The sequence below is a fragment of the Shewanella holmiensis genome (assembly GCF_025370255.1).
GTDB classification, from domain to species: Bacteria; Pseudomonadota; Gammaproteobacteria; order Enterobacterales; family Shewanellaceae; genus Shewanella; species Shewanella holmiensis.
The window spans coordinates 78,401-99,570 of record NZ_JAMTCD010000013.1 but is presented as its reverse complement, the minus strand read 5'-3'; the positions used below and the strand labels follow the sequence as shown (position 1 = coordinate 99,570).

Sequence of the window (21,170 nt, the reverse complement as noted above, 5' to 3'; positions counted from 1 at the left end):
CTTTTTATTTATCTGTGTTAAATCATAGGAATCATTCCATGAAAAATTATGTAGAAGATGGTAATACCATCGACTTTACTGCTACGGCTGATGTTGCCAGTGGTGCGCCTGTGTTATTAGGCAAAGTGGTTGTGGTGTCGCTGGGTGCGGTATTAACTGGCGCAGTGGGTGTTGGCGTTGCAGAAGGCGTGTTTGAACTGCCTAAAGTGACTGCTGATGATATCGGCCAAGGCGCGCAGGTGTATATCAAGTCTGATGGCATGATCACTAGCGTTGCCTCTGGCAATACCTTAGCGGGTAAAGCATGGGCTGCGGCAGGTAACCCAAGTGACACCATTTGGGTAAAAATTAATGCCTAGCATTAACGAACGCATAAGCGCCAAGCTTGCCCGTGCGTTCACTAAACTGGCGCAACCGTGCCAGTTTATCCCTAGCGATGGCGAACCCGCCTTTAGCCGAAGTGTAAACCTGCCGCCAACCGAAAAAGACCGCAGTAACGAATACGTGCTAGAGCCGGTAAGCCTTGCCGAGTTTCTACTCAGTGAGGGCAAGGTGCAATGTGATGATCTGTTTGAGCTGAACGGTAATCAATACCGACTGACGCAGCATTATGGCTCTGATGATATCAGTGTCAGTTTTGTGTATGTGAGTTATTAGGAATAACCGTAATGGCAATAGTAACAACTGGGTTTGATGCTGTAACAGCCGAGTTAAAGCGGATGCGTGCAGCCCAAGCGCCTGCTATTGCTAAAGCGATTGATGATGCTGCCAAGTTTGGTAATGCGTTAGCCACTACTGAAATATTCAACAAATATGGCTTTAAATCTAAGTCGTATGTTGAGCAGCATTTCAGTGTCAGTATTAATCCTAAAACCCTTACAGCCTCTATTAGTGCCAGAATGCGCGCCAGTAGCTTAACCCGCTTTGCTAGTCCTCGTTTTAAGGTGGGGAAGCGTGCTGCAAGGGTAGCCGGTGGATACAGCATTAACGTTATTCGCAATCAACCCGTGTGGTTTAGTGGTGCGTTTACGGTTATTGGCCGCAATGGCAATCAGTTGATGTTTAGCCGTAAAAAGGGGGACAACACCTGGCGTGAACTTAAAGGACAAAAAGCGTTATATGGCCCTTCAGTGGCAAGCAGTTTTGGCTTTATGCGTGACGATTTAGAGCCGCCCATTATCGCCCATCTGCGTAAAAAATACGGCCAATACGCTAAGTAGTTTATTTCTGTTAAGAGGTTCCCATGATCCAAACCATCTTAAACCGCTTACAGCTGGTTGACGGTGCCATTGTGCGTGAAGGTTTTTATGCCCAAGGGGTCGCAAAAGAGCAAACGTTTATCTTTTTGCAGCCTCATATTGATGCTTTTGCCGCTAAAAATGGCATAGATAAATACCGTGATGATCTGACATTGCAAGTGGTTGCGGGGATTAACGTGACCAAAACCACAAGCCCCACCACTGACTTAATTAACCTGGTACGCGATATCCGCAGTGCCTTTTTTGAAGCGGAGCGCAACACCGAAAAACCTGCATGGTTGCCGATGTGTATCAGCTTTAAAGAGGCCGAACCTTGTAAATACATTATGCCCGAAAGCCATGAAAAACATGCGCTAGCGGTCATTACCTTAACCCTAGTTCATACCGTTCAATTTGGAGAAAGATTATGAGCGAAACCGTAACCGAAAGTTACATCGGCTCAGGCATTGTGTATGTCAATGGCCGCGATGTGGGTAACGCCTCGGGCGTTAAAATCGACATCGAGCAAGAAAGTAAAACCCAGCCAAACTATCGTGGCGGTGGTGGTAATGCTGCTGAAATTACTAAAGTGAAATCAGTTAAGTTATCGATGACTTTAAACGACTTTAGCAATGCCAACTTAGCGTTAGCGCTGCGCGGTAAAATCGATGTGTTAACCGCTGGTGCCGTTACTAATGAAGCTATTGTTGCTGTGTTAGATGGCCTAGCAGACACCGCAAAAATGATTGATACCACTGTTGCCCCAGTGGTTACCCATGACTCAGGTACGCCAACCTATGATGTTGATATTGACTATGTGGTGAGCGCTGGCGGTATTCGTGCATTAAGCTCGGGTGCGATTACAGCAGGCCAAGCTTTAAAAGTCAGTTACACCAGTAAAGCCGGTAACGCCCTGCAAGCCTTGGTTGAATCTGGCCAAGAAGTGAAAGTGGTGATTGACGGTGTTAACGATGCAACAGGTAAACCCAACGTGCTTAAGTTTTATCGCTGGAAGCCAAGCCCAACATCAGGGTTAGACTTAATTGGTGATGACTTTGGTTCGTTCGACATTGAGGGCGGTGTACTGGCCGATAGCAGCATTGTTGCTACTGGTAAGTCGAAGTTCTTTGTGCGTAGTGCCGCGTAAAACGTATCAATTTTCAAACAAGCCCGCAGTTAATCGCTGCGGGCTTTTTTGTTTTCTATTGCTAATTTGGTGATGTATGAGCTTTAAAGACCAAGTGATTAACCTGATTATTCAGGGCAAAGACTTATTTTCAAGTGAAGCTAAAAAGTCTGAAAAGGCTTTAGCTGAATTAGCAGCAGAAAGCGAAATTCTTAATGCCCGTTTAAAAGAGTTAGAAGATTTACAGGCTGCGGCTAATTCGATTGATGGCTTAACCGCTGCAATCAGCAAAGGTGAAAAGGCCTATAAAGATAATGCGGTCGCCCTTGATAAGTTAGTGCTACAGCAAAAAGAGGCTGCCAAAGAGTTAAAGCAACTTGAAGCGGCGCAAAAACAGGCTGAAGGCACCACTAATCAGCTTGAGCAAGAATATCACCAAGCCCAAGCGGCATTGGTTAAATACGAAACTGAGCTGCAACAAGCCCGTGTTGAAGTTGAAAAACTCAGTAATGAGCAACAGCAAGGTGCTGTAGCCAGCAAAGAACAAGCTGCGGCGCTTAGCAAAGCCAAAACTGATTTACAGCAATTAACCACGGCCCAAACCGGTGCTAAAAATACCGCGAATGAGCTGGCTAGCGCGTTAGATATTCAGCGCCGTAAATTGCTTGAATCTAGTACGGCAACGGATGCCGCCAGTCGCCAAAAAGCCGATTACACCTTAAAGGTGAAGGCTGCAAGAGCTGAGCTGAATCAGCTTGAGCGCAGCCTTAATAAAAATAAATCTGAGTTAGACAAAAACACTGCCAGCTTAAATAAAGCTGGCATCAGCATGGATAAACTGGCCGATGCCAGTGCTGATTTAAAGCAGCAACAAGCTGCTGGTGAAGTGGCGTTAAAGGGGGTCAACACTCGGCTTGAACGCCACAATAAGTTATTAAATGAGTCACAAAAGCAAGCCGGTGATTTTGGTGGCAGCGTTAAAAGTGCCACAGCCTCATTGGTTGCTATGGCTGGCGCTTATCTTGGTGTTGATCGGCTTTGGGAAAGTTTAAAGTCGATTTTGACTGCTGGGGATGAGGCTAAAGCCTTTGGCGTGCAAATGACTGCCATGATGGGCAGTATTGCTGGCGGTGAACAGGCAACCGCATGGATTAAAGACTTTGCTAATAATACCGGTACCCGTTTAGATTCGGCTAAACAAGCCTTTGCGTCGTTAAAAACATTCGGTATCGACCCGATGAATGGCAGTTTGCAGGCCATGGTGGATTACAACGCCCGTTTAGGTGGTAGTCAAGAGAAATTAGAGGGGATCATTTTAGCGGTTGGCCAAGCGTGGGGTAAGCAAAAACTGCAGGGGGAAGAAATACTGCAGTTAGTTGAACGCGGTGTGCCTGTTTGGGATTTGCTTGAAAAAGTCACTGGTAAGAATGCGGTTCAGCTGCAAAAAATGAGTGAGGCTGGCCAACTAAGCCGCGAAACCATTACTGCATTGTTTACTGAAATGGGCAAACAGGCTAATGGCCAAGCGTCTAAAAGCTTAGATAGACTGAGTGGCCAGGTTAACTTGATGTCTAACAAGTGGACCGAGTTTAAAACCATTATTGCTGATTCGGGCGCTTATCAGGTGGCGGTTGATTTTATTCAATCGTTAAACGCCAAGTTTGATGAACTCAATAAAAACGGCCAAATCAAACAGGCCGCGCAAGATATTAGTGATTTTTTCACCACCATGATCCGCGATGGTGGGGCCAGTATTACTGCCACGTTGGAAAACATCGGTGCGTTTGTTCGGGCATTAAATGTAATTAGTGGTTCGCTGCGCTTAGTGTGGAACGGTATCACTGCTGGTTTGTCATCAATTGCACTAGTGGCAAGCACTGCGTTTGCCGGTGTTATAGATGCTTACGCATTTATGATTGATGCCCTTGGTGGTGATGAGTTAGCGGAGTCTGCGCGCAAAATATCGGGCACCATCAAAGCTATTGCTGATGGGTATAAGCAGCAAATTGAACAAGACAGCAAAGATATTTCGGCTGCATGGAAACAAATAACCGGCGAGGTTGAGCGTTCTGCTTCTACCGCTTACAAGGCTGCGGGTGATGCCGCGACTAAAAGCGCCAAAGTGCAAGCTGATGCAGCTAATAAAGTGGCTGATGCTCAACAAAACCAAGCCGATGCAACCGATGAGCAAACGGCAAAAACGAAAGCCTTTGAACTGGCGATGTCTAAAGCTGGGATCACTACCATTTCGGTTTTACGTGAGCAAGCTGCCGCCGCCAAAGCCACTTATGACGCGGTAAAACAAGGTGCTGCTGATGGTGTTGCCTCAACCAACGAGCTTAATCAGGCATTTTTAAAATATGCCGAGGCAGCCATTAAAGCTGCTGCTGCCGGTGATCAACAAGTTGATGCCAGTATTCGCCAGCAAGCCGCTAATTTAGGCCTAAGCGAAAACATTGATGCCTTGATTGTCCAGTATCAGCGTTTAAAGGATGTTCAAACTAACGTTGGCAATGATGCTGAAAAAAGTGAAGTAAGAGTGTCCAATGCCAACAAAGGCATTGGTACCACCATGAAAAACACCATGGGTGTGGTGGTGAAAAGCGCGGAACAAGCTGGATCATCACTTGCTGGCGTAGCTGAGTTTTTTTCAGACTTTTTACGCAATGTTACCGAAGAAGTGGCCGAGCTTAGTAAAGGCGCGGTGGCTTACTTCAAAGCGATTCTTTACGGTCAAACGCTGTTAACTGACTCGAGTAGTGAGCTAGATAAAACGATTGGAACGTATCGACGGTTAACCGATGAGATTAATGATTTACAAAATCAGTTAGCCATTAGCATCGACTTTACCGGCATTAGTACATTTGCCCGTAAAGCTGAAATAGCCGGAAAGCAGGCGCAAGCTGCCTATTATGGCCAGCGCATCGAACTGCTAAAAATGGTGGATGCGTTGAATGCCGCTGAAAGCGGTAATGTTGGCTTAATTAGAAGCGCTGAGCGTGCGGCTAAGTCAATGAACTTGATGAATGATCAAGATTTAGGTGTGCTGAAATCAGCCATTGATTCAGCTAAAGCCAGTATGGATTCGTTGCGTGATAGTGCGCAATCAACCCTTGATACCTTGCAAGATGAATTAGACGGCTACCTTGGCCGTCAAGACGAAATTGAAAAACGCCGTTATCAGCAAGAACTGACCGAGATTAAAGCGCAATTGGCGAAAGCTGAGCGAACCGGTGATCAGGCATTAATTAATCAGTTACGTGAAGCGGAAAAAACCTTAAACAAGGTTTATGCATTTCGTACTGCTGAGATTAAGGCCCAGCAAGAATCTGATAAACAACGCGCCACTTCGGATGCGCAAAATTTAAAGCAACAAACCACCGCTAAAAACACCGCTCAAACAACGATTACCCAAGCCCAGCCAACCCCAAGCACTGTTGCCCCAAGCAGCGGTGACAAGGTTGTGTTGCAGCTGCAAGTGGGTAACCGCACTTTTGATGCGCAAACTAAGCGCAGCATTGTGAATGAATTGGTGGCTGAAATTAAGCGCCTGCAGTCGGTGGGTGGTTAGCTGTTTGTTTGCAGTAACACGACATAAAGAGGTCCTATGTTTAGCACCATTATTGACGGCATTGATTTGGAAGAGCCATTGCATTGGCTTAACCGCAATAACACCCAACGCGTGGCGGCAAATATGAAACGGGCACTTAACGGTGCGCCGCATATTCAGCAAACCGTTATTCCATCCGGTATTGCATTAGAGCTGGGTACTAAAGATGGTTGGATGCATCGCCTAGATTTTAATGCGCTGCAAGCCCACGCCGCTAGCACTCTCACCGAATTTACCATTAATCATGATGGCAGCAACATTAATGTGGTGTGGGATAACACCCAAGCTAACGTGATCACCGGTGATGATTTGGATGATGAGTTTGGCGAATACCCGTTACTCACCAATGTGGTTTTACGATTTTTAACGCTTTAGCATGATTAACACAGGTGGCACATGACCATTACCCGTAATGACTTAAAAATATTTAAACCTGAGTTGCTTGGTTCAAGTGATGATGCAGGTGGCCAGCGCACTAAAAGCGAAGTGCAGTCTGGGCAATTAAATGAATTATTTAGGGCTATTTCTGATATCGACCACGCGCAATCTGCGGTGGATATTGTTAAATGTTATCCGGCTTTAGATACGGCAGACACCAGCATTTTGCTTGATGGCCATGTGTTTATTAGTCAAAAGCCCGCTGACCCTTTAGTGAGTATGTTGATTGCTGAATCAGCGGCGTTAGGTGATGCTGACCGCATGACTGATATGGTCGAGATTTTAGAATCATCGGTTAAAGCGGGGCAGTTAATTCGTAATCGTTTAATTGGTTTGTTGGCTGGGCAAGACAGTTTTCCACGGTCGTATTTGCAATCAACTTACATGTTTAACGGTAAAGAATATTATGAAAACGTCACCTTGCAACAAGGGCAGGTGATTGTGATTTCGGTTGAGTATCAGGGTAATGAAAATGCCAACTGGCCGCGGTTTGAACACTTTTGTGAAGTGCAAAAAACGGTAACAGGTGGCCAAGGTGGGCAGGTGTCGTTTAAACCGCCTATTCCTTATGACACGCCTAATTACGATGTCATGATTAATGGTGAAAATGGCTGTACTAAACTGCGTTATGTGAGTGACAACGACGGCATTAAATACCATGGCGTGAGTGCGTTAACCGCTGAAAACACTGCTAACACCCTTGATGTGAGCGCCACTGAAACCGAGCTGCTACCTAGAGTGCGGTCAGTTGCGGTGAGTACGGGCAACAGCATTAATGCCAGTGGCGGTAATGACACTCCCACCTCGGTGATTATGAAAAACTTACAAACCCCTGGGGTGAGTGGTCAATACACGTATTCGTTTGAGGTGCCTGATTTACTTAATAACGACTACGTAAACCAGATATTAAAGTTAAAGCCGATTGCATCTGGCACCAGCATGAGTTGGTCTGTGTCTGTTACCGGCAATACCGTTACCGCAACAGGCACACCTAGAAATTGGGGCGGTTCTAATACTGGTGGGTATGTTTTCGATCCAAATGTGACGTTAAGTTATGTGTCTGCTGATAAATACTCAATGTACGACAGTAATGATGCGTTCCCCTCAGGTAATAAAATTGCCATTGGTACCACATCAATGACCATCACCTTTTTAGATACAGGTTATGGCAACTTAGTGTTAAGCGAGCAAAACGGGGTGTTTTATGCCGAGGGGCGTATATTTGCCGAGTTAGATTATAACACTGGTGTGGTGACGCATTACCCCGATGCCAAGGGGGAATTTAGCGTTGATTATGTGTGTTTAATTGAACCCGGATTGGCTGAAGATAATGCGGTTAATTTTAACTTGTTAGTGGCAGATCCTATTCCTGAAACGTTTTACTTGATAGTGAACTCATCTGACGGTCAAACCTTGTTGTCGGCATCGGGGGATGAAAACGGTGTGATCACGGGTGCCAATATTAGCGGCTCCATAGCCGGTAAGTTTGTGTCTATTACCTTTGGGGTTGATGTGGATTTAACCTCGCTGCGTTATGACATCTCTGAAACCGTTACTTTGTCACCACCGCCTGAGCTTTATGGCCTAAACCCATTGCGGATTAAAAACGGTGGTTTGGTGGAGTCATTCACTGCATGGAACACCATTAGTATTCAACATACGCAAACTCAAGTGGTGGCAAACCCTGCAATCGCGCAAACCTACAATGTGCGCGCTAATGCCCGTTTTGTGGACATTACCGATGCAACGGGTGCCAGTTTGTGGACGTTAAACAATGCCCATTTCAGTGTTGAAAAAGCAACGGGTGTGGTCACGATTAATAGTGAGTTTAGTGGTTTTTCCGCGCCATTTTTATTAACCGACTCGATTGGTGAAACGGCACTGGTAACCGATGTGCAGTTAAATAAGTTGGTGTTAGCTGCAGCGCTTAGCCAGACGTTTCCGGTTGGCTCAGTGGTATCGAGTATTCAAAACCTAGGTGATATGCAAGCTAGGGTTAGTGCCGTTCGCGACATGACCAGTTGGAATAACAATTGGGATTTAGACGGCGCCCCAGCCACAGCAAGCATGAATGTGGTTGATTATCCGATTGAGGTGGTGAACAACACCGCCATTAACGAAGATTGGGTATTAATTTTTACCTCATCTACAGCTTATCGCTGTGTGGGCAGACGTATCGGCCAAGTTGCAACGGGCGATACCGTTAATGATTTTGCGCCGATTAATCCACTGACACAGGCCCCTTATTTCATCATTCGTAACCAAGCCTTTGGTGGCGGCTGGAACGTTGGTGAGGCAGTGCGTTTTAAAACTTACGCCAGTGCAAACCCAATCATGATGCTGCGCACCGTGCAATCTGGCCACAGTCAAATAACAACGGATAGGGCAGTTTTGTCATTCCGTGGTAACGAGTCTTAACAAGGCTTCTTTTAGGAGAGAGTAAAAATGGGATTACCAGTAACAGTATATAGTTCAAATGATGTTGGCGCGCCACAGTTGAGTAGCACCACAAAACCATTACCTAGTGAGATTATCAACATATTAAAAAAATGTCTGGTTGAGGGTTACGGTAGTAAAGCACCATTGGGTTGGTCGGTTGCTTTTGAGGACAGTGGTACATTTAAGATAGCTTTTAGAAACTCAACAGTTGATGGTAGTGGTGGTTATGTTCAGTATTGGAGTGATAACGGTCTTGACGCAACCAACTCAAATTTATCATTGAAATCTGCTATGGGTATGTCAGCTTTAGATAATTTCAATAAAGCTGGTTATAGATTCCGTCATTGGAATAGTACAACCAATAAAAAATGGACTCTTATCGGCACATCAACAGGATTTTATTTTATACAAAGATTTACAACTCATGATTTGAATTTCTTAAATTCATCACAATATGAAATTGTGTATTTTGTAGGTGATTTAGATAGTAATTATATAAATGATAGTTGTAAATTTACAATTGCTGCACCAAACTTTGGTGGTGATATGACTAATATCAATTACGGTCATTCATTAGCTATACTAGGTACTACCTCATGTAATAAGATATATGGTGTGGATGGTAATGAAAAAGAAAACCCTCATTCTGTAGATACTGGTACTTATACTAGCTCTGTTACTGGGTCTAACTACACGCTTGAGACACAAGGTATAACCCCTATTTTAGCACCTGTTATTATTAGAACAACATCCCCATCATCTACAGATATAGATAATATATCTTGTTCTATTAGTGGTAAAAACCCTTGGTTTAGGGGTGTTATACCGGGATTGGTATCAATAGGTTTTTGTGGTTACGGCGATCATACTTGGCCAACTATCAAAAATTGGAATGGTCACGATTACATGCTATTACGAGGTTATTATAATGGCGTTTGGTTAAATATTTCGGAATGGTACTCATGATTAAATCAATGCTAACAAAAGTAATAAATCTTGAGCCACGATATTTAGGGTTAATAAGTGTCGATATGGATCTAGATGCTGAAAGAATTATAATAATGGATCGTATATCTGGTTCGATATTAAATAATACACTAAGACCGCAATCAGGTATCAGTAAAACAATAGTTTCAAAAAATTACACAACATTAAATAACATAATTGTTGGTATTGTTGACGATAATATGACTTACAATTGTAAATTTATAGATGGTATTCAGGCAGAATTAGTTGATGCTAATACTGTGGATATTAGTCAATAATGATTGAATTAACGTTTAATAAACCTTGGTTTGAGCAGTTATCACCAATCACCATTCGATTTGTTGACGATGAACCATTCACAGGTGTAACGCTGAGATTTGATAAACCTTGGGTTGATAGAGTATCACCCATTGTTATTCGTTTTGGTTACACTCCTATCGATCCACCTGTACCAGTGGATAATACCATTGGTATTGAGTGTGGTTTAGTGTGGATTCCACCATTAGAGCCACAATCTGAATTAGTCCTTGCTGAATCTGCTACTAACTTTGAAGTTCAACAATCAACTGATTGGTCGATATTGTTTAGTGATGGGCGGTTAATCTCAAGCGACTGGCAATCTTGGTACTCGCATACCATTATTGCCGCAATGGGTTGGTTTATTAGTGGTGAAACACGGTCTGATTTGTCATTAAATTGGACCACTCCAGCAGACCATATAGCGGTTACTGGCATCACCTGGTTAACGCCTGATGAACATCAACAAACGCAGGTCTTAAGCTGGTTAGCACTTGATGCTGAAATACTTAATACCTCAGTTAATTGGTGGGATGGTGTTAAACATCACACCAATGTTGCGCTGCAATACCATGGTGATGTGCGCGATAACCAATGTGCTGTGAAGTGGGGCATACCCGCGGCAAGATGGGTTTGCTCAAGCAAGTATCGACCACCGAAATCACCCATAAAAATCCGATTTAGTGACCCATTCAGCGCCAATACAACCCCCATCACTATTCGGTTTACTGCCTCTCCTGAAGTATGCGAGTGGTATCCAGGTGGTGGATTGCTTAACCCGTTCCCAGATTTACCCGACCTTGATTTTAACATCCCCATTGAACCGCAATTGCGCAGGTATTATTTAATGCAGCCAACCATTACGTGTGTACGTGTGTCTGACAACGTACCGATTGTTATTAGCAATATCAGTATCAGCCGCAGCCGTGGCCAATGGGCCAGCAGCGTGAATGTGGACTTTTCAAGCCGGATTGATGCGACTCGGGCTGAAAACCAACTGCTTAAAATCGGCATTAATGGCTATGAGTTTTTTGCCTACATCGAGCAGCTAAGTTGCAGCAAAGTGTTTGGTAGCCAAACCTACACAGGTACAGGTCGCAGCCGCAGTGCTGAACTGGCTTCGCCTTATGTGTTGCCAACAAGCTATACCAATGCCACATCATTAAGTTTTGCTGGACTACTATCAAACATATTGCAGTTTACCGATTGGACCGTGGCATTAAATGGCATTGTTGATTTTAACGTGCCAGCCGGTGCATTCAGCGTAGGTAATAAATCCCCCATTGAACAAGTGCAAGAAGCGGTTTCGCAATTGGGCTGCATGTTAGTGTGTGATGATGAAAATCAACTATTAACTGTGGTACCACGTTGGCCCACTTCACCATGGATGATGGACGGCGCAACGCCCGATATCACTTTACATGATGCGGTGATCACCAGTTACAGCGAATCAAAAGAAATTGGTACCGAATGTAATGTGGTTTGGCTTCGGGGCGAGCAGCAGGGCATTAGCGCCAAAGTTAAACGCGCTGGCTCTGCGGGTAATATCGCTACGGATGACATTAGTGCGCAGTTGATTGTTGATAACCAAGCCGCAAGAACAGCAGGCACCAATGCACTGGCCGACACGGGCAATAAGTTGAATATCAATATGAGCTTGCCGATCATGGCCGATTTACCACCATTAACACCTGGTATGTTAGTGGGAGTGCGTGAAGGGGTTGAGGTGTTCAAAGGCACTTGTGATTCCGTCTCCATTAGCGCATCGGTTAGTAACACAGGTGATATCGATATTGAGCAATCAATTACGGTTGTTCGTCACGTTGCCTAGGTAATGAGGTTAGTCAATGTTAAAGCAGCTGCAACAAAGCCTAAGCGCCCCGCGTTTAATTATGACGATTAACGTGGCAAATACCGATGGAACGGTTACCGCCACCACTGCCAGTGGCCACACCCAGCGGGTAATCGGCTCTGGCAGTATCGGCGATCATATCTATGTTCAAGACGGCAGGGTGCTAGGGACAGCACCTGATTTGGTGTTTGTAGAGATAGAAGTTTAGTTGTTGTACTCACTCGCAAAATTATTCAAATGGGAATTTAATCTAGAAAGTAAATCAGGATTACTACAATAAGTATCAATATGTATTCTTGCTTTTTTAATGAATTCTAAAGTGAATGTATTATTGTAAAAATCATCTATGCCATACATTTGATGCTCAATAGAAAGTAAATTTCTATATGGTGGACCTAATGATGAGTTAGTCATCTCGAAAATAAATAAAACCAGATGAATATAACCATTAAGATTACTTTCTATTCTTATATGTTGGTAGTGTTTATTTTTATCAATTATGCTAATGATTTCGTGTAGTTTTAGGCTTTTTGGTACATTAATGTTTGGAATATCTAGTCTAAATTTAAATCGTCGTGATATTTGGTATATCAATGAGTTCAATTTATTTATAGATACCTCGACAGTATGAATGTTAAACCCTATAGGGCACCGAAAAACGGAGACATCGCCAAGTTTTGCTTTTGAAATATATTCTATGTTTAATGTCTCTCTTAAAGCTTTATAAAAGTAATGAATAGTTTTTATGTCATACTCTTCTTTCATGTTAAATGAATTGATTATTTCAAATAGCTCTCCAGTTAAGATATCCTTTTTTTTATCATCTTTTAAAAAGCTTTCGAAAGTATTAAGTTTGTCGGAAAACTTATAGTCAACGCAAATTTTCTCTATTGAATCTAAAGTATCCAAAAACTCATTAATGTAAATTTTTTCTATTTGAAGGGATAATAAATCTTTCTGTTTATTAATAAAGTCTAATTGCATTATTTCCGTTTTTTCATTTTTTTTATCTATGATTACCTGTCGTTGATTTTGATGTTTAATTTGGGATTGTTGCACTTTGAATTGTTTCATGCTGATTAATAACACTCCCAAAGTACCAAGGCCTGCTATCATCGAGAATGAGCCAGACAGCAAAGAGCTAAAAGTGCTCCAGTCATCGTTCTGTGTGGATATTTTACAAGTCAAATTGTTTGGATTAAATCCGATGAATGCAAAGCACCCCATCTGATACCCGTAGGTTGCTATGATAAGAAATGCAGCTATAACCCCAATAAGGCACAAAGCTGCTAATGCGGTTAACCATTTACCCAAGTTATCACTACTGTCCGATACGTTCATTAAACATCCTTATCATGCAAACGCTTGGGGTATAACTCAGTGTATACCTGCCAAAGAGTATTAATATTGCGGTGGCCTGTTACTTGTGCCACTTCATCGATGGTGTAACCCTTCTCAAATAACCGGCTAGCCCCTTCACGCCGTAAATCATGGTAGCGTAAATCCTCAATACCCAATTCATTTCTAACCCGCTGAAACCCTGCAGTAACAGACCTTTCATTAAACGGGAATACCCGCGCATCATTGCGTGTTTGCTTTTGTAGTATTTCCCACGCCCCACCCAATAACGGCACTAGCATGTGATTACCTGCTTTTTTTCGCGGGTCTTTACGATTTCTAACGGTTACCGCTTTTTGCTGTTCATCAACATCATCCCACGTAATTCGGCAAACCTCACCAATCCGCATACAGCTTAAAATAGAGAAGTCTAATAGATCTACATATGGAATGTGCGCCATCCTCTGGTTTGACCGTTCCTGCAAACCCACCTTTAGCTTATCTATTTCGTTTTCAGTTGGACGCCTAGAACGTCTTGCTGATTTGCCAATTAAGTTTTGGCTGTGCAGCAAATCATACGCTTCAATTATCGGCAACTCTGACAGCGCGTAACCATAGCTCGCCTTCGCCATTTTTAAGCACCACTTCAAATAGCTAACATCGTGCGACACTGTAGACGGCCCAGTCCCTGAGTTGATTCTATTTTTACAGTGTTCAACAATATGATGCGACTTAATATCGAACGCGTTCATTTTACCGATATCGCTATCTGCCAACATATTCAGCACATAAAGTTTGGTTCGCCCAATATGCACGTTGGGGTCTTCAATATACTTACCAATCAGCTCATGCAATAAAACTGATTTTAAAGGATCAGGTATACCATTCGACTCGAGATTAAAGGTTTCTTTTTTCCCCCAGGCTTCCGCTTGCGCTTGCTTTGTAAAAGTACGGTGATCACTGTAAACTATCTTGCCTTTTTTTTTCACTCTGACAGAGCACTTGTATCGAATAGTGCCATCAGCACGAGTTCTCGGGTCTATTACATAAAAAGCCATTTGGGGTACCCAGTCCTATTTATTTGGATACCTCACAGGATACCTGACCACTTTAAAATGTGCAAAAATGTATTAAAATAACTCAAAATGTGAGAAGTATGAATTTACAGAATACTGATTCAAAGCCATATACACCAAGGGTTACGCTAGATAGGACGTTCAGCATAGCGCCTATGCTTGATTGGACCGATCGCCACTATCGTTATTTCGCACGTCTTATGTCTGCTAATACCTTGTTGTATACCGAGATGGTGACAACGGGGGCTATTATTTATGGTAGCGGGGACTATTTAGCCTACAACGAAGAAGAGCATCCGCTGGCATTGCAATTAGGTGGTTCGAATCCTAAAGATTTGGCTCATTGTGCTAAGTTGGCAGCCGATCGTGGTTACGATGAAGTCAATATTAATGTGGGTTGCCCTTCTGATCGAGTTCAAAATGGTCGTTTTGGTGCATGCTTAATGGGTGAGCCTGAATTAGTGGCAGAAAGTGTTGATGCGATGAAGCAGGTGGCAGATATTCCCATAACGGTGAAAACGCGCATTGGGATTGATGAGCAAGACAGTTATGAGTTTTTAACCCGTTTTGTTGATGTGGTGAGCGATAAAGGCTGTACTGATTTTACAATTCATGCCCGTAAAGCCTGGTTACAGGGACTTAGCCCGAAAGAAAATCGTGAGATCCCGCCATTAGATTATGATCGCGTGTATCAATTAAAACGGGATTATCCTCATTTAAATATCAGCATCAACGGCGGCGTGACCAGTCTTGAGCAGGCAAAAGAACACCTGCAGCATGTTGATGGGGTGATGGTTGGTCGCGAGGCTTATCACAACCCTTATATTTTAAGCCAAGTTGATCAGTTACTTTGTCACAGTGACAAACCTCAATTAAGCCGTGAAGAAGTGATTGAATTAATGCTGCCTTATATTGAGCGGCATATTCAACAAGGTGGGCGCTTGAATCATGTGACTCGCCACATGATAGGATTATTTCAGGGGCTACCGGGTTCAAGAAGCTGGCGCCGTTATTTAAGCGAAAACGCGCACAAAACAGGTGCTGGAATTGAAGTTGTTCGAGGTGCTATTGCATTGATGAATGAGAACGCACCTACCTAACAGGCTTCTTAGGCATCATTAACTCTGAATTAAGCGCTCCTTTGAGCGCTTTTTTTGTTGAAAATTTATGTTGGTCTAATTGACTAACTTTGGTAGTGAACTTTACTAACTGTTCGTTTTTTATTCTTTTTAGTAATTGTTTAAAAAGTGACTTTTTGAATGGCTATATTTTATTTAATATATTAATCATGGTCTTAGCTGTTTATTTAAAAGTTGGCACAAGGTTTGTAATACCTATATTGTCCCGCAATGAAAAAGTTTTCATTGCAAACTAAACAGAAAAGGAAGCCATCATGTTTAATTCAAATTCTAAAATTCGTTTAAATCGTATTGCAGGTGCAGCCGTTGTCGCCGTAATGATGTCAGCAAGCAGCTTTGCAGCACAAGCAAATGACGCAATGGTGCAAGATACCCTAAACGTACTAGAGCAAAACATTTCACAAGCCAGCCAGGATTTATTTGTATCAGCTAAACAAGAGTTTGTATTGTCGTTGAGAACTCAAATTGCCGAACAAATTTTTGATGTTAATACCGATAGCCAAGAAAAACTGTTAGCCAGTGATGATGCAGAGCAATCAGTTACCACTGCGAGCCAAAAGTAATGATGTTTGTTGATCCTCTTGGAATGGTGACGCCATTATTAGCAATCTTATTGCTACCACTAATGAGCTTTGTATGTTGCGCCGTCATCGCCAACTTGCTCACAAAACTGCGCATCATGCCCAGTAACTCAACTGATAATGTTTAATTTTTGAATAAGAGATTAAGGAATACAATGGAAAAACTAGTAGAGAAACTCATCGACAAGCCTAAAATTGTTTCTGGTGTATGTCATTATTTCGCGAAACAATTTGGCTGGTCGGTGATGTGGGTTCGAGTCATCAGTGCGCTGATTTTATTGGCTAATCCCGTTGTCACCCTTATTGCGTATTTGGTGTTATCTGTTTTACTGGATAAAAAATCTACCCATTATTAAGTGCTCTTTCATTCAAACAATCCCTTGAATGAATGAGCAGTGACAGGCAGTAATACAAGCTACTGCGAATAGCGTTGTTGTACAAATGGTTAAGATGATTTATTTAGAAACGCTTGGAACAGCTTTTTCGATTCATCACTTTTTAAACGCTGTCCAAAATGCACTAGTTCAAGCTGCATTTGTTGTTTAACTTGTTGTTGGTTGTAGCGCAGCAATTGACGAGATGCTTGCAGTGATTCTGGTGGTTGGCTAGCTAATCTTTTAGCTTTAGTGAGTGCAAATTCAATCAAGTCGGATTCCACAACCTGATTGATAATATTTAATTCACAGGCCGTTGCAGCATTAAATGCATCACCTAATAAAATGAGTTCAGCCGCTTTTTGTTGGCCTACGATTAACGGTAACAATAAGCTCGACGCCGCTTCAGGCACTAATGCCAGATTGACAAAAGGCATTTGAAACTTAGCACTATTATCGGCATACACTAGATCGCAGTGTAGTAATAAGGTCGTGCCAATACCCACAGCAGCACCAGATACGGCTGCAACTAATGGCTTTTTTAAATCAACAAGACAGAATAGAAACTTAACCGTTGGGTGATCTTCATTTAAGTCGCCACTTTGTAAAAAATCTGCGATATCATTACCAGCGGTGAAGCAATTTCCTTCACCATGTAGCATAAAGGCACGAATCTCGTTGTTGCTATCGCCCTCGATAAGGTATTCTGTGAGTTGTTGATACATCTCTAGATTAAAAGCATTACGCTTGTCTGGACGATTAAAGCTGATGATACGAACACCTTGTTCATCACGCATTTTTATAAGACTCATTCGTTGTTTCCTTTGTGAACACGAGCAGGGATTAAATGGAGTTTAAGACATTGAAAATAATATTCAAACACTTGTTTAGTTTTTTAGTGCTAACATCAGTATCGTTAACAGCCAGTGCCAATGTCATTTTAGTCGACGGTCATGTGCGTGCAATGCCGGCATCAGTGCCAAATACTGCGGCATACTTAACTTTAGAAAACCATGGTGACGACGCGGTAAATTTAATTGCCGTGAAAACGCCGGCAGCAAAAGAAGCACAGTTACACACTATAGTTGATGAAAATGGCATGGTAAAAATGCGCCAGGTAGAACGTTTTCCAATCACTTCCCATGGTGCTTTAGCGTTAAAACCCTCGGGAGATCACATTATGATCTTAGGGCTAAATAAGCCATTGTCTGAAAACGATAAGGTTGTATTAACATTGATATTTGATAATGACCAGCAATTACAGGTTGAATTGCCTGTATTGAAAAATGCTGACTCATCGCATCAAGATCATAGCGAACATCATCACCATCATTAAGGAATCGTATTGATGCAGTTTACAAGGAATAAAGTATTTTCTGTCGCCGCTGTTGCAGGCTTAATTGGCTACGCTGTTAGTGTGTGGTGGAGTATTGAGCCCGGTCCAATTGAACCAGAAGCATTGCAAAATGAGCAGGGCAAATTGATTGTCGGTTATGCGACAACGCAATCATTGATAGTCACCATGGAAACCTTATTGGATAAACCGGGTGGCTGGTTATCAAATGATATGATGCCGCCTTCAGTGATGATGGACAATATGCCCGCGTTCGAATTCGGTGCGCTAGAGCAAACACGTGACTTAGCGTTGGCCTTGCGTAAAGAGTTCAGTCGTTCGCAGTCGCAGTCCGCGGCTGATAAAGATTTATCTGCGGCACATTCAAAGCTTAATATTGAACACACCAGTTGGTTGGTGCCAAGTGCTGAAAGCGAGTACGCTGATGCGATAAAGTTAGTCAAGCTTTACCAAGCAAGAATTAGCGATACTGGTAACCCATCAGCACAGTTTTATGCCCGAGCGGATAACCTAAATGAATGGTTAAAAGAAGTGCAAAAACGCCTAGGGAGTATTTCGCAACGCTTATCTGCCAGTGTAGGGCAAGACCGATTAAACACCGATTTAGCTGGTGATACATCTGCTCGTCAATCTACCCCTTCCGCCATGAGCGATGAGATAAAAACCAGCTGGTGGAAAATTGATGATATATTTCATGAAAGCCGTGGTTCAGCATGGGCTTTACTAAACTTTATGCGCGCAGTAGAAGTTGATTTTGCTGATGTGTTAGAAAAGAAAAATGCTGAAGTTAGCTTAAGACAGATTATTCGAGAGCTAGAAGCCACTCAGGAAACAGTGTGGAGCCCTATGGTATTGAATGGTGATGGCTTTGGCTTGGTCGCCAATCATTCACTTGTCATGGCTAATTATATTTCGCGTGCAAACGCAGCAGTAATTGATTTAACTAATTTACTTTCACAGGGATAAAAATGAACAAAACTCTTGTAGCAACAGCCTTATTTGGGCTGTTAAGTGTTTCTTCAGCGCAAGCTGCAACTGTTATGGGTTTTAAAGTCGGTGGTGATATTTGGAACACAGATGCATCGGGTACTTTTAATGCTGACAGTAATGCAGGTAATGCCACAGGTCCTGCTCAAAATTATGACTATGGTTCTAAAACACAGGGCAGTGTGTGGTTGGCTATTGAGCATCCAATTCCACTTGTACCGAACTTGAAGATCCGTGAAAATCGTTTAGAAGCTTCAGGTTCAAAAGATAGCAGTGACTTTTACTACAATCAGGTTAACTTTACAGGTGCTTCAACTGTTTATAACGACCTAAGTAATACGGACTTTGTATTGTATTACGAGATTTTAGACAATGATTTAGTTGCGCTAGATTTAGGTGCGGCTTATAAGCAAATGCATGGTTCACTTCGTGTTGACGGTTTTACAGGTAGTGGGTTAACCGGTACAGCTACTCAACGCGACATCGACAGTGGTGTCGTGATGGCATACGGTAGTGCGCAAGTGGGCGTGCCGGGCTTAGGGCTTTTTGCTTTTGCTGACGTGATGCTAGGTTTAGATGAGAGCGGCGTACATGATTACAGTGCAGGTCTTGGTTGGCAGTTTGATGGTGTTGCATTAGATACGCTAGTTCGTGTCGGATACCGAGACTTCAACTTTGATGTCAATGGTTTCTCTGATACAACCCAAGATATGCAGTTCAAGGGTGCTTTTGCCGGTGTTGAATTGATATTTTAATGTTGTAAATTGATTTTCAAAGGGCACTTATCACAGGTGCCCTTTTTGTTAGCTGCAAATCCGCGCAGCAGTATGTTGAATGCAAACCGTGAATAAAGCGGGATTATGGTATCGGCAAATGAGTATTTATTTGCCATAGCAAAGTCAGCGTTCAAATTACACACCTATTAAGCCAAGTTGTTTTCAGGCACAATAACGGCAAATTTGGCACACATCTTCCTCGCTCATTTATCTAGCCCACTTTGATGGTTAAACCTGAAATGAGCGGCACTAATTAGGACTCATTATGACGCAAATTACGATCACAACCCCTGATGACTGGCATTTACATTTTCGTGATGGCGATATGCTGCAAGAAACTGTGCCAGCAACAGCGCGACTATTTCAACGCGCGATAGTGATGCCAAACCTTGTGCCACCCGTTACTACCGCTCAAATGGCGGTAGATTACCGTGAGCGTATTCTGACCGCGCGTCCTCAGGGAAGCAGTTTTCAGCCACTTATGACCTTATTTTTAACCAACAACACCACAGCACAAGACATTATTGATGCCAAAGCCGTCGGTGTTGTGGCTGCTAAGTTATATCCTGCGGGCGCAACCACTAACTCCGATGCAGCGGTTAAAGCATTGGATGCACTGTTTCCCATTTTTGAAGTGATGGCTGAACAGGGCATGTTGTTGTTGGTTCATGGTGAAGTTACCGAATCGCACATTGATATTTTTGATCGTGAAAAGTTGTTTATTGATCGTTATCTAGCACGTATTGTCGAAACCTTGCCTCAGCTTAAAGTGGTGTTCGAACACATCACCACCAAAGAGGCAGCTGAATTTGTTGCCGCTGCGTCAACCAATGTAGCCGCAACGATTACGCCTCAACATTTATTATTAAACCGTAACGATTTGTTAGTTGGTGGCGTTCGTCCGCACAACTTCTGCTTACCGGTTTTAAAACGTAATATTCATCAGCAGGCATTACAAGCCGCAGTGGCAACGGGTTCAAGTAAGTTTTTCTTAGGTACAGACTCAGCGCCGCATGAAAAACACCGTAAAGAATCAGCTTGTGGTTGCGCAGGGTGTTACAGCGCCTGGAGTGCATTAGAGCTATATGCGCAAGTGTTTGATAACTTAGGTGCGTTAGATAAGTTAGAAGGTTTTGCTAGCTTACATGGTGCAGATTTTTATGGGTTACCACGTAACACAGGAACCGTCACCTTAGTGAAAGAAACCTGGACAGTACCAGAAGAAATCATTTTACCTAACGGTAACCCAATTGTGCCATTTTTTGCAGGCCAACAAGTTAATTGGAAAGTGAAGTAAATCGGTATCATAACAATAGCTCTCCAGTTTTGGGTTAGCGGTTTTTAAGTGAGCCTTGAGATAGCATTGTTGAATACTGTCGCGAAACCGCAGCGTTGAAATAACTATTTTGAAATAGCTGTTATCAAACCACTTTATCAATCGTTAATGTTTCAACGTTATATGAAAAACCAGCATCATTGCTGGTTTTTTTGTTTATTATTCACATTTTATTCGTGCAATTAGCGAAAATCACGATTTAAGTCGCTAATGCTGCGCTGT

General features: G+C 42.8%; 22 protein-coding genes. 19 read left to right on the top strand and 3 right to left on the bottom strand.

Features of this window, described 5'->3' with window-relative positions; all coding sequences use genetic code 11:
- Positions 1-38 precede the first annotated feature (38 nt).
- The 12 genes from NE535_RS11360 to NE535_RS11305 all read left to right on the top strand — a co-directional run bounded on the left by NE535_RS11360 (position 39) and on the right by NE535_RS11305 (position 12,195).
- Positions 39-359 (top strand): DUF2190 family protein, encoded by a 321-nt coding sequence (locus tag NE535_RS11360; protein WP_261298752.1) that lies wholly within the window; start codon positions 39-41, stop codon positions 357-359.
- Positions 352-657, top strand: a complete 306-nt coding sequence (locus tag NE535_RS11355) for a hypothetical protein (protein ID WP_261298751.1) — start codon at positions 352-354, stop codon at positions 655-657. Before NE535_RS11360 ends, NE535_RS11355 begins: the two co-directional genes overlap by 8 nt.
- An 11-nt stretch (positions 658-668) precedes the next feature.
- On the top strand, positions 669-1,220 hold the full coding sequence (locus NE535_RS11350) for a hypothetical protein (RefSeq protein WP_261298750.1): 552 nt from the start codon (positions 669-671) through the stop codon (positions 1,218-1,220).
- A 23-nt stretch (positions 1,221-1,243) separates the two neighbouring features.
- On the top strand, positions 1,244-1,669 hold the full coding sequence (locus tag NE535_RS11345) for a hypothetical protein (protein WP_261298749.1): 426 nt from the start codon (positions 1,244-1,246) through the stop codon (positions 1,667-1,669).
- On the top strand, positions 1,666-2,385 hold the full coding sequence (locus tag NE535_RS11340) for a phage tail tube protein (RefSeq protein WP_261298748.1): 720 nt from the start codon (positions 1,666-1,668) through the stop codon (positions 2,383-2,385). Before NE535_RS11345 ends, NE535_RS11340 begins: the two co-directional genes overlap by 4 nt.
- Positions 2,386-2,461: 76 nt before the next feature.
- A complete protein-coding gene (locus NE535_RS11335) occupies positions 2,462-5,935 on the top strand; it encodes a tape measure protein (RefSeq protein ID WP_261298747.1) in 3,474 nt (1,157 codons plus the stop codon).
- A 36-nt stretch (positions 5,936-5,971) separates the two neighbouring features.
- The gene (locus tag NE535_RS11330; protein ID WP_261298746.1) at positions 5,972-6,349 is read left to right on the top strand and encodes a hypothetical protein; all 378 of its coding nucleotides are present in this window, start codon (positions 5,972-5,974) and stop codon (positions 6,347-6,349) included.
- Positions 6,350-6,370: 21 nt separating this feature from the next.
- On the top strand, positions 6,371-8,830 hold the full coding sequence (locus tag NE535_RS11325; protein ID WP_261298745.1) for a hypothetical protein: 2,460 nt from the start codon (positions 6,371-6,373) through the stop codon (positions 8,828-8,830).
- A gap of 27 nt (positions 8,831-8,857) precedes the next feature.
- Positions 8,858-9,817: a hypothetical protein gene (locus tag NE535_RS11320; protein ID WP_261298744.1), complete on the top strand. Its 960-nt coding sequence runs from the start codon at positions 8,858-8,860 to the stop codon at positions 9,815-9,817.
- Positions 9,814-10,116, top strand: coding sequence for a hypothetical protein (locus NE535_RS11315; protein ID WP_261298743.1), 303 nt, complete (start codon positions 9,814-9,816; stop codon positions 10,114-10,116). The genes NE535_RS11320 and NE535_RS11315 overlap by 4 nt, the downstream gene beginning before the upstream one ends.
- Positions 10,116-11,966, top strand: a complete 1,851-nt coding sequence (locus NE535_RS11310) for a hypothetical protein (protein WP_261298742.1) — start codon at positions 10,116-10,118, stop codon at positions 11,964-11,966. The genes NE535_RS11315 and NE535_RS11310 overlap by 1 nt, the downstream gene beginning before the upstream one ends.
- Before the next feature lie 16 nt (positions 11,967-11,982).
- A complete protein-coding gene (locus NE535_RS11305) occupies positions 11,983-12,195 on the top strand; it encodes a hypothetical protein (RefSeq protein ID WP_261298741.1) in 213 nt (70 codons plus the stop codon).
- Here NE535_RS11305 and NE535_RS11300 read toward each other — a convergent pair.
- The gene (locus NE535_RS11300) at positions 12,192-13,328 is read right to left on the bottom strand and encodes a hypothetical protein (RefSeq protein ID WP_261298740.1); all 1,137 of its coding nucleotides are present in this window, start codon (positions 13,326-13,328) and stop codon (positions 12,192-12,194) included. The genes NE535_RS11305 and NE535_RS11300 overlap by 4 nt on opposite strands.
- Positions 13,328-14,383 (bottom strand): site-specific integrase, encoded by a 1,056-nt coding sequence (locus NE535_RS11295; protein ID WP_261298739.1) that lies wholly within the window; start codon positions 14,381-14,383, stop codon positions 13,328-13,330. Before NE535_RS11295 ends, NE535_RS11300 begins: the two co-directional genes overlap by 1 nt.
- Before the next feature lie 98 nt (positions 14,384-14,481).
- On the opposite strand from NE535_RS11295, the gene dusA reads away from it, so the two are divergent.
- From dusA to NE535_RS11280, 3 genes are all read left to right on the top strand, one after another.
- A complete protein-coding gene (gene dusA / locus NE535_RS11290; RefSeq protein ID WP_261298738.1) occupies positions 14,482-15,501 on the top strand; it encodes a tRNA dihydrouridine(20/20a) synthase DusA in 1,020 nt (339 codons plus the stop codon).
- 293 nt (positions 15,502-15,794) lie between these two features.
- On the top strand, positions 15,795-16,103 hold the full coding sequence (locus NE535_RS11285) for a hypothetical protein (RefSeq protein ID WP_261298737.1): 309 nt from the start codon (positions 15,795-15,797) through the stop codon (positions 16,101-16,103).
- A 173-nt stretch (positions 16,104-16,276) separates the two neighbouring features.
- Positions 16,277-16,477, top strand: coding sequence for a PspC domain-containing protein (locus tag NE535_RS11280; protein WP_261298736.1), 201 nt, complete (start codon positions 16,277-16,279; stop codon positions 16,475-16,477).
- 89 nt (positions 16,478-16,566) lie between these two features.
- Here NE535_RS11280 and NE535_RS11275 read toward each other — a convergent pair whose 3' ends face one another.
- Complete coding sequence (locus NE535_RS11275) at positions 16,567-17,307, bottom strand: enoyl-CoA hydratase-related protein (protein ID WP_261298735.1); 741 nt, start codon at positions 17,305-17,307, stop codon at positions 16,567-16,569.
- A 35-nt stretch (positions 17,308-17,342) separates the two neighbouring features.
- On the opposite strand from NE535_RS11275, the gene NE535_RS11270 reads away from it, so the two are divergent.
- From NE535_RS11270 to pyrC, 4 genes are all read left to right on the top strand, one after another.
- Positions 17,343-17,831, top strand: coding sequence for a copper chaperone PCu(A)C (locus tag NE535_RS11270; RefSeq protein ID WP_261298734.1), 489 nt, complete (start codon positions 17,343-17,345; stop codon positions 17,829-17,831).
- Between the two features lie 12 nt (positions 17,832-17,843).
- Positions 17,844-18,815: a DUF2333 family protein gene (locus NE535_RS11265; RefSeq protein WP_261298733.1), complete on the top strand. Its 972-nt coding sequence runs from the start codon at positions 17,844-17,846 to the stop codon at positions 18,813-18,815.
- A gap of 2 nt (positions 18,816-18,817) precedes the next feature.
- On the top strand, positions 18,818-19,591 hold the full coding sequence (locus NE535_RS11260) for a TIGR04219 family outer membrane beta-barrel protein (protein ID WP_261298732.1): 774 nt from the start codon (positions 18,818-18,820) through the stop codon (positions 19,589-19,591).
- Between the two features lie 286 nt (positions 19,592-19,877).
- A complete protein-coding gene (gene pyrC, locus NE535_RS11255) occupies positions 19,878-20,909 on the top strand; it encodes a dihydroorotase (RefSeq protein ID WP_261298731.1) in 1,032 nt (343 codons plus the stop codon).
- Positions 20,910-21,170: the final 261 nt, after the last annotated feature.